14 protein-coding genes are annotated in these 14480 nt (G+C 65.8%); 4 read left to right on the top strand and 10 right to left on the bottom strand.

Annotated elements, in window-relative coordinates; genetic code table 11:
• Positions 1 to 8: 8 nt before the first annotated feature.
• The 8 genes from pncA to JQ633_RS10120 form a co-directional block, all read right to left on the bottom strand.
• The gene (pncA, locus tag JQ633_RS10155) at positions 9 to 629 is read right to left on the bottom strand and encodes a bifunctional nicotinamidase/pyrazinamidase (protein ID WP_211984840.1); all 621 of its coding nucleotides are present in this window, start codon (positions 627 to 629) and stop codon (positions 9 to 11) included.
• Between the two features lie 7 nt (positions 630 to 636).
• Positions 637 to 1437: an aspartate dehydrogenase gene (locus JQ633_RS10150; protein ID WP_433995633.1), complete on the bottom strand. Its 801-nt coding sequence runs from the start codon at positions 1435 to 1437 to the stop codon at positions 637 to 639.
• Between the two features lie 17 nt (positions 1438 to 1454).
• Positions 1455 to 2852, bottom strand: coding sequence for a M20/M25/M40 family metallo-hydrolase (locus JQ633_RS10145; protein WP_249159069.1), 1398 nt, complete (start codon positions 2850 to 2852; stop codon positions 1455 to 1457).
• Between the two features lie 135 nt (positions 2853 to 2987).
• Complete coding sequence (locus JQ633_RS10140; RefSeq protein ID WP_211984837.1) at positions 2988 to 3488, bottom strand: RidA family protein; 501 nt, start codon at positions 3486 to 3488, stop codon at positions 2988 to 2990.
• Positions 3489 to 3515: 27 nt separating this feature from the next.
• The gene (locus tag JQ633_RS10135) at positions 3516 to 3923 is read right to left on the bottom strand and encodes a c-type cytochrome (protein ID WP_211984836.1); all 408 of its coding nucleotides are present in this window, start codon (positions 3921 to 3923) and stop codon (positions 3516 to 3518) included.
• Positions 3923 to 5515, bottom strand: coding sequence for a flavin monoamine oxidase family protein (locus JQ633_RS10130; RefSeq protein ID WP_211984835.1), 1593 nt, complete (start codon positions 5513 to 5515; stop codon positions 3923 to 3925). The genes JQ633_RS10135 and JQ633_RS10130 overlap by 1 nt, the downstream gene beginning before the upstream one ends.
• 107 nt (positions 5516 to 5622) lie before the next feature.
• Entirely contained in the window at positions 5623 to 6372 is a 750-nt protein-coding gene (gene cnbZ / locus JQ633_RS10125) for a 2-amino-5-chloromuconate deaminase CnbZ (protein WP_211984834.1), read from the bottom strand.
• Positions 6373 to 6736: 364 nt separating this feature from the next.
• Positions 6737 to 8050: a lytic transglycosylase domain-containing protein gene (locus tag JQ633_RS10120; protein WP_211984833.1), complete on the bottom strand. Its 1314-nt coding sequence runs from the start codon at positions 8048 to 8050 to the stop codon at positions 6737 to 6739.
• A 142-nt stretch (positions 8051 to 8192) separates the two neighbouring features.
• On the opposite strand from JQ633_RS10120, the gene JQ633_RS10115 reads away from it, so the two are divergent.
• The gene (locus JQ633_RS10115) at positions 8193 to 8765 is read left to right on the top strand and encodes a hypothetical protein (protein WP_211984832.1); all 573 of its coding nucleotides are present in this window, start codon (positions 8193 to 8195) and stop codon (positions 8763 to 8765) included.
• Positions 8766 to 8768: 3 nt separating this feature from the next.
• Here JQ633_RS10115 and JQ633_RS10110 read toward each other — a convergent pair whose 3' ends face one another.
• Together JQ633_RS10110 and JQ633_RS10105 are read right to left on the bottom strand one after the other, a co-directional pair.
• Positions 8769 to 9890 (bottom strand): amino acid ABC transporter permease, encoded by a 1122-nt coding sequence (locus JQ633_RS10110; RefSeq protein WP_211984831.1) that lies wholly within the window; start codon positions 9888 to 9890, stop codon positions 8769 to 8771.
• Position 9891: 1 nt separating this feature from the next.
• Positions 9892 to 11079: an amino acid ABC transporter permease gene (locus JQ633_RS10105; protein WP_211984830.1), complete on the bottom strand. Its 1188-nt coding sequence runs from the start codon at positions 11077 to 11079 to the stop codon at positions 9892 to 9894.
• 96 nt (positions 11080 to 11175) lie between these two features.
• Here JQ633_RS10105 and JQ633_RS10100 point away from each other — a divergent pair, with 96 nt between their 5' ends.
• The 3 genes from JQ633_RS10100 to JQ633_RS10090 are packed head-to-tail and all read left to right on the top strand — an operon-like array spanning position 11176 to position 14474.
• Positions 11176 to 12051: a MurR/RpiR family transcriptional regulator gene (locus tag JQ633_RS10100; protein WP_211984829.1), complete on the top strand. Its 876-nt coding sequence runs from the start codon at positions 11176 to 11178 to the stop codon at positions 12049 to 12051.
• A 17-nt stretch (positions 12052 to 12068) separates the two neighbouring features.
• A complete protein-coding gene (locus tag JQ633_RS10095) occupies positions 12069 to 13424 on the top strand; it encodes an aspartate aminotransferase family protein (protein ID WP_211984972.1) in 1356 nt (451 codons plus the stop codon).
• 39 nt (positions 13425 to 13463) lie between these two features.
• Entirely contained in the window at positions 13464 to 14474 is a 1011-nt protein-coding gene (locus JQ633_RS10090) for an amino acid ABC transporter substrate-binding protein (RefSeq protein WP_211984828.1), read from the top strand.
• Positions 14475 to 14480: the final 6 nt, after the last annotated feature.

Raw genomic sequence — 14480 nt, 5'->3', positions numbered from 1 at the left:
TGCCCCCTTCAAGGAAGGTCGTCCACCAGCGCCACTCCGGCTTCCGCCATGGCCGCGGTGGCCGCGGCCAGCGAGCCCGCAAGGTCGATGGCACGACAGCCCGCCAGCACGATTGTGGTGTCGAACCCGAGCCGGCGCGCATCGAGCGCCGAATACTGCACGCAATAATCGGTCGCGAGCCCCGCCATCACGATCCGCGTCAGGCCGCGCTCGCGCAGATAACCGGCGAGCCCGGTCGGAGTCGTCCTGTCGTTCTCGAAGAACGCGGAGTAGGAATCGATCGCACCGCGAAATCCCTTGCGGATCACGAGTTCGGCCCGGTCGGTCACGAGTTGCGGATGGAACGAGGCGCCCGACGTGCCCTGGATGCAATGATCCGGCCACAGCGTCTGCGGGCCGTAAGGCATGGCGATCGACGAGAACGGCGCAGCGCCCGGATGCGAGGTGGCAAACGAGCTGTGGCCGCTCGGGTGCCAGTCCTGCGTCAGCACGACATGGTCGAACCGCTCCGCCAGCCGGTTGACGACGGGCACCACGGCATCGCCATCAGTGACCGCCAGTGCGCCGCCCGGGCAGAAGTCGTTCTGCACGTCGATGATGAGCAGGAGGTCATCGCGCCGAATCTGCATCGTAATCTCAGGTCCCAACCCGCAAGCTGGCGCGCAGCTTTCGGAGGCAAGCGATCACCGACAGCGCGGTGATGCGGCCCGTCTTCGGGTTCTCCGAGGGGATGTTCTCGATCGACATCGAGAACCGCGCCGAATCCGAATCGACCTCGATGCGGTGGGTATTGCGCGTCACGGTCGGATCCGCCCAGATCTCGACCCGGGTCCGATCGGGCCCGATGCCGGCGAGCGACAGCGCCACCGCGACATTGAGATTGGCCGGAAAGCCTTTTGCCGCCTCGCGCGCGCTGCCCTCGAACACGCGCAGCGGCTCGGTGATGCCCTCGATCCGGATATCGTTCTCGACCAGATGCGGCGCGCCGACGAGGCCGGCGACCGGCTTGCGCGTCACCAGCCTTGCCGAATGGATGGTCCCGACCGCCGCGGCCGTCACGGCATCGAGGCCGATCAGCGCGCCGGTCGGCACGATGATCTGGCCGCCATGGGCCCCCGCGAGATCGACGAGGTCCTCGTTCTGCAGTAGCGCGCCGACGCTGAGCACCACCGCGGTCTTGCCGCGTTCGACCACGGGCGCCACGATCGAGCGCACCACCTTGCTCGGCGCACACTCGACCACGATGTCGGCGACCTCGGCGAGTTGCTCGACCGGCACCATCTCCGGCGCGGCCTTGAGCTGCGCGAGCCAGCCGCGGTGTTTCTCCGGGCTGTTGGCCGAGACCGCGACCAGCATCAGGCCTTCGATGCCCTGATCGAGCGCCTTGACGACGTCGGTGCCGATCGCGCCGAGGCCGGCGACTGCGACGCGAGTCATCCTTCCGCGTTCCGCCATCACTTGCCGCCTGCGAGCATCTTGACCAGGCGGTAGAGATACTCCTGCCCCTCATAGAACGACTTCACCGCAACGCGCTCGTCCTTGCCGTGAATCCGGTTGTCGTCGACATCGGCGGCAAGCCCGGAGTGGCCGTAGGTCGGAATCCCCGCATTGCGCAGGTAGCTGCCGTCGGTGGCGCCGGTGCTCATGACCGGAACGATCGCGGCATCCGGCCAGAATTCCTTCGACAGCTTCTCGATCGATCCCATGATCTCCTCGTTCAACGGCGACGGCGGGCTCAGCACCGCCTGTCCCCCCACCACCTCGATCTGCTTGTCGGCGAGCACGCGCTCGATCTGGGCCTGGACGCCATCGATCGGCTCGCCGGGCAAGACTCGACAGTTGACCCCCGCGGTCGCGAGTTGCGGCAGCGCGTTGATGGCGTGGCCGCCTTGCAGCATGGTGGCAACGCAGGTGGTGCGGAGCTGGGCATTGTAGCCGGGATTCTCCGACAGCCGAGCCAGCGCCGCCGCGTCCGGCTGCGGCGCCAGGATGGCGCGGATATCGTCGGCGTTCTGCTTGCTCTCGGTCTCGGCCGTCTTCGTGAAATAGATCCGCGTCGTTTCATTGAGATTCATCGGGAAGTCGTACTTGGAGAGGCGGACCAGGCCTTCGGCCAGACGGTAGATCGCGTTATCCTTGCGCGGCAATGACGAGTGGCCGCCGCGATCCTTCACCGTGAGCTTGTAGGCGGTCGAGACCTTCTCGCTGGTCTGCACGCTGTTGCGGATCGCCTTACCGTTCTTCAGGCCGACGCCGCCGCCTTCGTTGAGCGCGAACTCGGCATCGATCAGGTCGCGGTGGTTCTTGATCAGCCACTGCATGCCGAGCCCGTTGGCGTCGAGGATCTCCTCGTCGGTCTCCAGCGCGATGATGATGTCGCGGTCGGGCTTGTAGCCTTCCTTCTTGTAGCGGATCAGATTGGTGACGAATGAGGCCGCCATGTATTTGTCGTCGCTGGAGCCGCGGCCATAGAAATAGCCGCCCTCCTCGGTCAGCTTGAACGGATCGTACGACCAGTCCTCGCGCTTGGCGGGGACGACGTCGATATGGGCGACCAGCAGGATCGGCTTGCGCGCGCCGGAGCCGCGTAAGCGCGCCACGAGGTTGCCCTTGCGCGGTGCCGGCGAGAAGACGTGGACGTCGCCCTCGGCGAAGCCCGCCGCGCGCAGCCGCGCTCCCAGCGCTTCGGCCGCCTTCTGGGTGTCGCCGGTCGCGGTCGTGGTGTCGATCTCGACCAGTTCCTGGTAGATGCCGCGGGCAAACTGCTGCTGCTCCGTCAGCCCCTGCGCCGTGGCGCCGGTCGCCAGCGGAACCGAACCCAGGACTGCCGACAGCAGCAGCGATCGAGTCATTTTTCGAATGTTTTGCGACATGACGCCCTCCGTGGAATTCCACCGTCTCGCCGGCTGAATTCAGACAGGCGGCACCCGCTTTGGCAAGACGGCGAGCCCTTCAATTTCCGCGCGCATGCCCCGCAGTTTCGCGCGCTATTTGGAGTCCTTATTCGGGTCCTTGACCGCGATCACCTCGATCTCGACCAGGAAGCCGGGATTGGCGAGCGCGGCGACGCCGACCACCGAGCGGGCCGGCAGGTTCGGCTGGTTGCCGCCGAAGAACTGGGTGTAGCCCTCCATGAAGGCCTTGAAGTCCATCGGCGCGGACGCGTTGTGGACCAAAAACACCTGCATCTTGACGACGTCGGCCATGCCGAGCCCGAGGCCCTCGAGGATGCCCTTGATGCGGTTGAGCACGCCGACGGTCTGGGTCCTGGTATCGCCGAACGCCTGCGGGCTGGACGGATCAGCGTCCTTGTTGATGACGGGCGGCACCTGGCCGCTGACATAGACCGTCGTGGCATTGCTGGTCACGGTGACCGCCTGCGCGATCGGGAATGTCGAGTTGGGAATCGGATGGCGGATCACGTCGGCGGAGGCAGCGGTCGCGACCGCCGACAGTGCGGCGCCCAACACGAGACCAACGAATTTCATCACGCTCTCCCCAGCTCTGTTGTGCGGCTAGCGGCGGGCATCCTGGACGTCCCTCGCCGACACCGCGTCCTGATAGTCGTTGCCGAAATGCGTCCGTAGATAGTTCACAACGGCGGCGACCTGACCATCGGTCATCATGTCGCCGAAGGCCGGCATGCCGCGGCGGCCGTTGACGACGAGGAACACCGGGTAGCCGCCGGATTCGAGATTCTTGTTGGCGGCCAGCGACGGATAGTTTCCGGCACCGCTCGCGCCGCTCGCGTCCGGCATATGACAGCCCTGGCAGACATTGGCGAACAACTCCTCGCCGGTCATCTCGACGAAGCGGTAGCCGTCGGAGAAGGTGCGGCGGCCGGCGGTGCCGTCCTGCCCGATCGCCGCGGTGGCCGACAGCAGCGTCAGCGCTGTGACCGCCGATGTCGTTGCCCATTTCATCACGTCTTCACCACGCGTTCGTGCAGCCGCGCGATGGCATCGAGCGCCGAGAGGAGCGCGCCCTCCTGCCACGCCGGCAGGTCGGAGGCGTGCTCGCCCGCCAGCACGATGCGGCCGTCGATCTGGCAGAGGTTGCGGTAGTGCTGCGCGCGCCCCGCATCGCTCCATTCGCCGCTGCAGCCGAGCGTGAACGGCACGCGGTGCCAGGCCACCGCCACGCCGGTCTCGAACTCGCGCTTGTATTGCGGATGGATCTTGGAGCCGAACTCGACCGCGCTGGCGACGCGCTCGGCCGGCGTCATCGCGGTGAACTCGTAGGAATTGGCGCCCTCAAACAGATAGGCGCCGAGCAGGATGCCGCGGCCAGAGCGGTTGAAGCCGTAATTCGGATAGGCGATCTGGCGGATCGGCAAATCCGTGTAGCTGATGCCGCCATAGATCGCCTCGTCCTCTTCCCAGAAGCGGCGCTTGAACTGCAGTCCGATCTTGACCGAGCCGGCATAAGGCAAGGCGTCGATCGCATTCTTCATGGGCGCGCCGACGTCGACCGGCAGTTGGCTCAGGATCGACAGCGGAATGGTGCAGATGCACCAGTCCGCGGTGGCCTGCTGCACGGCCGAAGGATTGACCGTATCGACATAGCTGACGGTGACGCCGGAGCCGTTCTGCCGGATCTGCGTCACCTTGGCGTTATAACGGATGAGATCGCCGACCTCGCGCGCAAACGCCTTGCCGATCATGTCCATGCCGCCGACCGGCTGGAACATTGTGGTCTGGAAATTGTAGCGCGCGAACGCCTGCAGATAGCGCCACAGCCGCGAGCGAAGGATATCCGACAGCGCGATCGGTTCGCTCGGCAGTGGGTTGGCCGACAGTCCCCCGCCGGGATCGCGCGCATAGCCGCGGAACTCCGATGATAGGAGATTGGCACTGTATTTGTAGTCGCGATCGAGCGCGCCCCAGGCGCGCAGCGATTGCAGCAGGATTTCCTGATCCTCCTTGCTGACGCTCTCGTCGAGCTTGCCCTGCTGCGTGACCTTGGCGAGCAGCTCCGACACCTGGCCCTGAAAATCGGCCTTGATGCTGCGGATGCGTTGCGGGGTGCCGCCGAATGCGCGCGTCGCGTGCAGATAGGCGTTGTGGTTGAGCTGGATGAAAGGCTCCAGCGTCACGTTGAGGCGCCGGCAGTAATCGAGCAGCGCGCGATGATGATAGGGAATCCGCCACGGGCCGGGATTGATATACAGCCCCTGCTCGAACTCGCATTTCTGCTTGAAGCCGCCGAGCTCGACGATGCTGTCGCCGCCGCGGATGGTCCAGTTGCGGCCGCCCGGGCGGCTGTTGAATTCGAGGATCTGGACCTTGTAGCCGGCCTTGCGCAGCTCCAGCGCCGCCGTCATGCCGGCGAGCCCCGCGCCGAGGATCAGCACGGAGGCGCCTTTTGGATCGCCCGTGAGCTTGAGCGGCCCCTTGTAGGCCGACTCCGATGCGAAGCCGAGGCTCGTCATCGCGTGATACATCGCCGAGCTGCCGGCGATGGTACCGATCAGCGCCAGCAAGTCCCGACGCTTGATCACGGATCCGTTCTGCACCGCATTCACCCAGCCGCATCAATCGTTGAGAGAAGGAAACGGCTGGCGCGACCGGAGTCAAGAAAGGGCATGCGCCTCGACATGCGCTCACACGCGCTTTTGATGCGTCAGATGACGCGTTCGCGATGCACGCGGCGGCAATCCATCTCGTAATCGAGCCCGACCACCGGCGGCCGGTCGAAATGCCAGGTCAAACCGTTGCGAAACACGCCGCGGCGGCCGAGTTCACTTTCAAGGACCGGATAGGCGTCGTGCACGGTGTAAAGTTGTACCGCGGTGGTGTCCCGCCAGGAGGCATCGAATGCGCGCATGCGGCGCTCCATTTCATCGAGCACGAAGGTCGCCTTGGCCCGCATACCGGCCGGACTGGTGTCGCCGGGCGCTATGGTGTGGTCGCGATAATTGGCCTTGCCCTCGACCGACTCGCCGCTGCCGGCGACGACGAAACTCGCCGGCGCATCCTTCGACGGCACCGTGTAGCAGAAGGCGTGGAAGCTCGGCTCGGCGGGCGGGGTGATCTTCGGGCAGACATTGCTGCGCGCCACCGGATTGACACCGTCCCGCATCACGCCCCAGGCGATCAGCGTCTTGATGTAGATGTCGTTGAACGCCTTGAAACCGTCCTCGGTGAACGGCGCCGGCGAGCGCAATTCGCAGGCGCCGAACGCCGTGAGCGGCCGGCCGGCGGCCTTGAGGATCTGCGCGATCCTCTCGAAACCCGCACTCAGCGGCACCGGCTCGGCGAACCTGACCCGTTCGATGGCAAAACCGGGCAGCGCACCGATGCCGCAGGAATACTGGCTGACGCCGGGCATGAAACGATAGCCGCTGTCGGGAGCTTCGATGGTGCTGGTCATGATGCCTCTTGGTGGGACGTCGATGTTCAGGAGCAGAGGATACTCGCGAATGGTGCGGTGTCACCATTCACATCGGTCGTCCCTGCTTTCGCAAGGACGACACTGAGTGTGTGGCACACCGCTCGCCACACAACGCGGTGTCATCACCCGGCTTGACCGGGTGATCCAGTATTCCAGAGACAGCAGTGATTGAACCGATGGGCCTCGGCGTAATGGATCGCCCCGTCGAGCCGGGCGATGACGGCGGAGAATAGGACGCGGTTCGTAGGATGGGTGGAGCGCAGCGATACCCATCGAGCGCACCCGCGCGGCGAGATGATGGGTATCGCTGCGCTCCACCCATCCTACGGCCTTCGTGAGCCGGCTAGTTGCGAAACACCAGGCAGCTTCCGCCGATCTTCTCAAGTCGCGCACACAACTGATTGGCCCGCTCACGGGTCGTCTCGGCGACGCGGAGCAGATACCAGGATGCCGAGCCGGGTCCGGCCCGGTTCGTTCTCAGAACGAGCGGCGCGCGATCGCCGAGCACCGGCGCAAAGCGCTTCTGGAGTTGCTGATAATCGGCGAGCACCCTTGATTGCGACGGGCCGCCGGCCAGTTGCAGTCCCCAAGGTCCCCACGCTGCCTGTTGCGCAGCCGCCGCCGGCTCTCTACCGGGCGCTCCCGGTCCGGCAGGAAGCGCCCTGACCAGCATGCCGCGCACGATGTCGCCGCAGGCCATCGCGGCAGCGGTATGGACGCGATCTTCCAGCGAGCCCTGCGCCCATTCCTCGGCGGTCCGCCCGGTGATGATCCTGACATAGGCGCGGGTCTCGCCCGGCAAATTGCCGCGTCCCGCCAGCCAGTCCTGCACACGCCGCGGGCCCCCATTATAAGCCGCCGCCGCAAGCCCGAGGTTGCCGAACTGCTCGCGCAGTTCGCGAAGCCAGCGGGCAGACTCCTGGATCGCAGGCAGCGGCTCGAACGGATCGGCCAGACCGCGCCAGCGCGCGGTGCCCGGCATGAACTGGGCGATGCCCTGCGCGCCGGCGCTACTGACCGAGTTGGGATCGAAATTGCTTTCCTGCCAGATCAGCCGGACGAAGAAGTCCGGAGGCAGGCCGTTCTTCAGCGCCGTTTCCTCCAGCACCTTGCAATATTGCTGCGGCCCGTCGAGCTTTGCAGCCGATGGCAATTGCGCCGGAGACGGAGCGGATGGAGATGGCTGGTCCGGCGCCGGCCGCGCCGCTTCATCGCGGTTCTCTCCGGCGGTCGCCGTCGGATGAGACGCTTCGGGTTGCGCCGGCTCTGCGCGCTGCGCGGCCGGTGTCACTTCGACATTGCCGGCAGGTTCGGCGCTAGCCCCGCTGACGACCAGCAGCAGGCAGGCCGAGCCGATGGCCGCCAGTGGAATCGATCGATGAACCCGCCGACGCGGCCTGACAATCGACAACATGAAGCGTTCGTCAAATGGTCTGCGTATGCACCGGATCATAACATCGACGCCGCGCGGCGGGCGGAAAATCTGTGTGACACCGGTACGGCGTTGATCACTCACGCCGCGCTTGACCGCCGCGAGTTCGCTGACGGCCCGATGCCGCCGCGCCGCGGACACGACATCGCGACCAGGATGCAACGCGCGTCGAAAATTCGAGGACCTGTCGAAGGCCTCCCATGCGACAGTCTGCCGCTCCGGCAAGCTTCAGCGAACTCAATTCCTGCCCGTAACGCGTCGACGCAACGGACAGGTTCCTTGAACTGCCTGTCCACCTCCGCGACTAACTTACGCTGAACCGTTTTCATGCGGTGATCGACTTCATTGTGCTTGCAGGAGGAAGTCGATGTTCCTGGTTCCGACCGACATGCAGAAATATCCCAAGGTGACCAAGTTCATGCAAGGCATCGACGGCGCCTTGAAGGGACAGCCGAAGATCCGCAATGCATTCTTCGAAGCCTGCATGGCCGACGATCAGTTTCAGCCGACCAAGGTTGCCGAGAAGTTTGCCAAGACGGCGCTGACCTATGCGGCCCAGCCACGGGTCGATGTCGCCCAGGGGCTGATAAGGCCGCCCGTGCAGGGCGAGATCGTCGACGCGTGCGGGTTTACCGACACGCTTGGCGTTTCCTTCGGCCGTAAGCCATACGTCATCGTCACGTCGTTCTGGTTCGATGCGTTTGAGGAGGGCTACGACGTCGATCCGACACGCGCCGGCAACCGGCTGATGCGAACCCTGTTGCACGAGCTGGTCCATTGGGTCCGCAACGAGGCAAAGGCGTCGGACGAGATTCTGATCGGCGGATACAAGGGCCACTACCAGGAAGCCGGCCACGTCTTCGAGGAGTGGGCCTACGGCTCCGCGAACATCTGCACCGAGAGCGAAATCTGGAACGCCATCCTCTCGCGGCGGAAGTGAGGATCAGTTCGCCGTCCGCTGCGCCTCAAGGCTGCGGCTGTAGCGCGACATTGCGAAGCAGAAGGCGAAGTAGATCACGCCGACGAAAACATAGACCTCGACGCTGAACGACTGCCAGGCCGGGTCGATGATCGCGGTCTTGGCGGTCGTCAGCAGGTCGAAGATGCCGATGATCAAGACCAGGCTGGTGTCCTTGAAGAAGGCGATGAAGGTGTTGACCAGCGGCGGGATGACGTGGCGGATCGCCTGCGGCAGCACGATCAACAGGTTCTTCCTCCAGTAGGACAGGCCGAGCGCATCCGCCGCCTCCGACTGGCCGCGCGGCACCGCCTGCAGTCCGCCGCGCACCACCTCCGCGAGGTAGGCGCCGGCGTAGAGGATGAAGGCGATCTGCGCGCGCAGCAATTTGTCGATGTTGACGCCGTCGGGCATGAACAGCGGGAACATCACGCTGGCCATGAACAGCAGGCTGATCAGCGGCACGCCGCGGATCAATTCGACATAGAGCACGCAGAGTGAGCGGATCGCCGGCAGCTTCGAGCGACGGCCGAGCGCGACAAGAATTCCGAGCGGGAAGCCGAAGGCGAGCCCGAAGGTGGCAAGGATCAGCGTCACCGGCAGGCCGCCCCAGCGGTCCTGCGAGACGTAGGACATGCCGAGGAAGCCGCCCCACATCAGGCAGCCGATCGCGACCAGCGCGGCGACCCAGAGCAGGAACAGCTCCTTGCGCCAGAAGCTGCGTCGGCTCGAGAGCGCGAACAGCGCAATGAAGATCACGACCACCAGGGCCGGCCGCCACTGCTCGTCGAACGGATAGGTGCCGAACAGGATGAAGCGGTACTTCTCCGGGATCACCGCCCAGCAGGCGCCGACGCCGCGCAACGCGCGGCACGCGCTGGTGTCGTTGCCGGCGACGGACCAGATCGCATTGGCGATGCCCCACTGCCAGAGCGCGACGACGGCCTTGCCGAGCACGGCAACGAGCAGCAGCGTCAGGATGGACGAGGCCACCGACGGAAACAAATTGGTGCGCAGCCAGAGGGCGATCTGGCCGCCGAGCGTACGCTGCACGCGCGGCCGGCCGATCGGCAACGGATCTTGCGGGACGTGGGCGAGCGAGCTCATGTCAGCGCTCCACCAGCGCGATGCGCGCATTGTACCAGTTCATGAACAGGCTGATGCCGAGGCTGATGGTGAGGAACACCATCATGATCAGCGCGATCGACTCGATCGCCTGCCCGGTCTGGTTCAGCGTGGTGTTGGCGATCGAGACGATGTCCTGATAGCCGACCGCGACCGCGAGCGAGGAGTTCTTGGTCAGGTTGAGATACTGGCTGGTCATCGGCGGGATGATGACGCGCAGCGCCTGCGGCAGCACGATGTGCTGAAGCGCAAAGCTTTTCTTCAGCCCGAGCGCCTTGGCGGCATCCCACTGCCCGCGCGGCACCGCCTGGATGCCGCTGCGCACGATCTCGGCGATGAAGGCCGAGGTGTAGGTAACGAGCGCGATCAGCAGCGCGAAATATTCCGGCGCCAGGGTCAGCCCGCCGACGAAGTTGAATCCGCGCAGCTCGGGCAGCGTGATGCTCCAGCTCGCGCCCGCAAGGAATGAGACCAGCACCGGCAGCGCAACGATGAGGCCGAGCGCGTAAGGCCAGGCCGGCCGTGCCTTGCCGTCCAGCATCTGCTGCGCGATCAGGCGGCGACGGACGATGATGAAGACGATCACGCCGACGACCAGCGCGAGGAGGGTCCAGAGATTGGCGTCGTGCAACGGCACCGACGGCAGGATCAGCCCGCGGTTGGACAGGAACACGCCCTCGACCGGCTTCCACGCCTGCCGCGCCGCCGGCAGGCCCTGCATCAGCACGTACCAGAACAACAGCTGCAGCAAGAGCGGCAAATCGCGCAGCACCTCGACATAGACGGCGGCGAGCCGCGACAGCAGCCAGTTGGTCGACAGCCGCGCGATGCCGACCAGCGTACCGATCACCGTCGCCAGCACAATGCCGATCACGGCGACGCGCAGCGTGTTGACGAGGCCGACGATGAAGGCGCGCAGATAAGTGTTCTTCGGCGTGTAGTCGATCCAGCTGTCCGAGATCGGCATGCCGGCCTCGCGGCCGAGGAAGGCAAAGCCGGTCGAGATGCGCCGTACGGAGAGATTGTGCACGGCGTTCGACCACAGCCAGGCGACGATGGCGATCGCGATGCCGACCACCAGGATCTGCCAGAACAGGCCGGCGATGCGCGGGTCGTCGAGCGAAAGCCGCAAGGGCCGGGCGGGAGGGCGTTTCGGCGTCGATGTCGTCACAGCACAAGGATCCTTGTGAGAAGCGATCTTCTGCCATGCGCTGGGGCGCGCACTTCATATGTTGCACCAAATTAAGATTCATGCAACATATGTTTCATGGCCCAGGCTGAGCCGAAACCATCGCCCCTCAACGAATTGTGCAGCGCACTGCCGTCGCTGCCGATGCGGTTGCAGGAAGTCGGTCGGTTCGTCGCGGCCAATGATTACGACGCCACCACCCGCTCGATGCGCGAGCTCGCATCCGTCGCCGGCGCCGATCCCGCCTCCTTCACCCGTCTTGCCAAGGCGCTCGGCTATTCCGGCTGGGACGAATTGCGCGCCGCGCTCACCGAGGCGCGTCGGCCGGCGCAGGCCTCGCCGTTCTCCGGCCGCGCGAAGAGCCGCCGCGCCGGGCCGAATGCGGACGTCAAGCTGGTGCACGACAAGCTTGAGGCCGAGGCTGCGGGCCTCGCGCGCATCTCCGCCAATGCGATCGCGGACGCCGCGCGTGCGCTGCACAGCGCGAACCGGATCTGGATTTCAGGCTTTCGCAGCTGTCGCAGCGTCGCGGAACTCTTGACCTACCAGCTTCGCCTTTTCCGTCCCGATGCGGTGCAATTGGTCGGCGGCTCCGGTCCGTTCGATCTCGACCACGGCGCCTTCCGCAGCGAGGATGCCGTGGTCGTGATCGGCTTTGCGCCTTACACCGGCGTCAGCGTCGAGACCGCGCGCGCGGCGCATCAGGCGCGCGCCACGCTGATCGCAATCGCCGACAGTTTTGCGGCGCCGATGGCAGAGGGCGCCGATCATCTGCTGCTGTTCGAGGCCGCCGCCTCGCCCGGCTTCTTCCCGAGCCTCACTGGCGCGATCGCGGTCGCGCAATCGCTGGCCGCCGTCGCCTTCACGCTCGGCGGCGCGGCCGCAAAGCGCAAGCTGGAGGAGACCGAGGGCCGGCTTGCCGAGATGTCGCAATATTTTGTCGAGAAAGGATGAGTGTCATGGCAGTCCCCTTGGCAGCCCACAAGAGCCGCGTGATGCATCGCAGCCTGCGCGAGACCCCGCCGAAGGCGATCGGTGGCGACGGCGTCTGGCTGATCGCCGAGGACGGCCGCCGCGTGCTGGATTCCTCCGGCGGCGCCGCAGTGTCCTGTCTCGGCCATCAGCATCCGCGCGTGCTCGCGGCGATCGGAAAGCAGGCCTCGACGCTGGCCTATGCCCACACCGCGTTCTTCTCGTCCGAGCCGGCGGAAGAGCTTGCCGAGCGGCTGGTCGGCCACGAGCCCGGCGGCCTCGCCGCGGTGTATTTCGTCAGCGGCGGCTCGGAGGCGATCGAGGCCTCGATCAAGCTGGCGCGGCAGTATTTCATCGAGCGTGGCGAGCCGCAGCGCGCGCGCTTCATCGCCCGCAGGCAGAGCTATCACGGCAACACGCTCGGCGCGCTGTCGGCCGGCGGCAATGCCTGGCGCCGCGAGCCCTATGCGCCGCTGCTGTCGCCCTCGTTCAGCCACGTCACGCCGGCCTTCGCCTATCACGAGAAGCATGACGATGAATCGGAGGTGGCGTTTGTTACGCGGCTCGCCGCCGAGCTCGACGCCGAATTCCAGCGGCTCGGCCCCGACACCGTCGCGGCCTTCATCGCCGAGCCCGTGGTCGGCGCCACCGCCGGCTGCGTTCCGGCGCCCGAAGGCTACTTCAAGGCGGTGCGCGAGATCTGCAACCGCCACGGCGCGCTCTTGATCCTCGACGAAGTGATGTGCGGCATGGGCCGTACCGGCACGCTCAATGCGTGGGAGCAAGAGGGCATCGCGCCCGACATCCAGGCGATTGCCAAGGGGCTCGGCGGCGGCTACCAGCCGATCGGCGCGATGCTGGCCAGCGGCACCATCGTCGAGACGGTGCGCGGCGGCTCCGGCGCGTTCCAGCACGGCCACACTTATCTGGCGCATCCCCTCGCCTGCGCTGCCGCGCTCGAGGTGCAGAAGATCATCGCCGAGGAAAAGCTGCTCGACCAGGTCAAGGAGCGCGGCAAGCAGCTCGAGCAGCGGCTGACCGAGCGCTTCGGCAATCACCGCCATGTCGGCGACATCAGGGGCCGCGGCCTGTTCTGGGCGATCGAGCTGGTCGCCGACCGCGCCAAGCGGCAGCCGTTCGATCCCAAGCTGAAGCTGCATCAGCGCATCAAGGCCACGGCCTTTGCCGGTGGGCTCGGCTGCTATCCGGCGGGCGGCACCGTCGACGGCAAGAGCGGCGACCATGTGCTGCTCGCCCCGCCCTATATCGCGACTTCCGGCGACATCGACATGATCGTCGAAAGACTAGGCGCTGCGGTAGACAGCGCGTTGAAGGACGTTGGTCACGGAGCATGATCCGGAAAGGATCAGCTCAAACAGGGTAGGAGGAGTAACATGTACAGGGGATTGATTACTGCAACCGTTCTCGCCGCAAGCATCGCCGGCGCGAGCGCAGCGACGCTCGACACCGTCAAGCAGCGCGGCACGCTGGTGTGCGGCGTCTCGACCGGCTTTGCCGGCTTCTCGGCGCCGGACTCGCAGGGCAACTTCAAGGGCCTCGACGTCGACTATTGCCGCGCGCTCGCCGCCGGCGTGCTCGGCGATCCGAGCAAGGTGCGCTACGTCGCGCTGACCGCGCAGAATCGCTTCACGGCGCTGCAGTCCGGCGAGATCGACGTGCTCTACCGCAATTCGACGCAGACTTTTCTGCGCGGCACCACGCTCGGCTTGCGCCAGGGGCCGGTCAATTTCTACGACGGCCAGGGCTTTGTGGTGAAGAAGGACCTCGGCGTGAAGGAGCTGAAGGACCTCAAGGGCGCCACCGTCTGCGTCGCGCAGGGCACCACGCATGAGGTGACGCTCGGCGACTACGGCCGCGCCAACGGCATCGACTGGAAGCCGCTGGTGTTCGACCGCGTCGACACCATGTACCAGACCTTCTTCGGTGGCCGCTGCGATGCCATGACGCAAGATGCTTCCGCTCTCGCCGGCGCGGTCGCCACCGCGGCACCGAAGGCGGAAGACTACGTCGTGCTGCCGCAGACCATCAGCAAGGAGCCGCTCGGCCCGTTCACCCGCAACGGCGACGAGGTTTGGAGCGACATCATCACCTGGCTGCATTACGGCCTGGTCGAAGCCGAGGAGCTCGGCGTCACCCAGGCCAATGCCGACGAGATGACGAAGTCGCAGGTGCCGGCGATCCAGCGCCTGCTCGGCGCCTCCGGCGATCTCGGCTCGCGGCTCGGCCTCGACAACAAATGGCTGGTCGCGGCGATCAAGGCCGGCGGCAATTACGGCGAGATTTTCGAGCGCAATGTCGGCAAGGCCAGCCCGCTGAAGCTCGAGCGCGGCCTCAACGCCACCTGGAGCAAGGGCGGCCTGATGTACGCGATTCCGTTCAAGTAATAAGAA

It is taken from the genome of Bradyrhizobium tropiciagri (assembly GCF_018130505.1).
In the GTDB taxonomy this organism is placed as follows: domain Bacteria; phylum Pseudomonadota; class Alphaproteobacteria; order Rhizobiales; family Xanthobacteraceae; genus Bradyrhizobium; species Bradyrhizobium tropiciagri_B.
This window is presented reverse-complemented; position numbering and strand designations above follow the sequence as displayed.

Excerpts from the sequence above, each read along its gene's own strand:
- JQ633_RS10110 (WP_211984831.1), bottom strand. The coding sequence starts at position 9,890 with ATGAGCTCGCTCGCCCACGTCCCGCAAGATCCGTTGCCGATCGGCCGG.
- JQ633_RS10145 (WP_249159069.1), bottom strand. The coding sequence starts at position 2,852 with ATGACTCGATCGCTGCTGCTGTCGGCAGTCCTGGGTTCGGTTCCGCTG.
- JQ633_RS10100 (WP_211984829.1), top strand. The coding sequence starts at position 11,176 with ATGGCCCAGGCTGAGCCGAAACCATCGCCCCTCAACGAATTGTGCAGC.
- pncA (WP_211984840.1), bottom strand. The coding sequence starts at position 629 with ATGCAGATTCGGCGCGATGACCTCCTGCTCATCATCGACGTGCAGAAC.
- JQ633_RS10140 (WP_211984837.1), bottom strand. The coding sequence starts at position 3,488 with ATGAAATTCGTTGGTCTCGTGTTGGGCGCCGCACTGTCGGCGGTCGCG.
- JQ633_RS10090 (WP_211984828.1), top strand. The coding sequence starts at position 13,464 with ATGTACAGGGGATTGATTACTGCAACCGTTCTCGCCGCAAGCATCGCC.
- JQ633_RS10135 (WP_211984836.1), bottom strand. The coding sequence starts at position 3,923 with ATGAAATGGGCAACGACATCGGCGGTCACAGCGCTGACGCTGCTGTCG.
- cnbZ (WP_211984834.1), bottom strand. The coding sequence starts at position 6,372 with ATGACCAGCACCATCGAAGCTCCCGACAGCGGCTATCGTTTCATGCCC.
- JQ633_RS10115 (WP_211984832.1), top strand. The coding sequence starts at position 8,193 with ATGTTCCTGGTTCCGACCGACATGCAGAAATATCCCAAGGTGACCAAG.
- JQ633_RS10150 (WP_433995633.1), bottom strand. The coding sequence starts at position 1,437 with ATGACTCGCGTCGCAGTCGCCGGCCTCGGCGCGATCGGCACCGACGTC.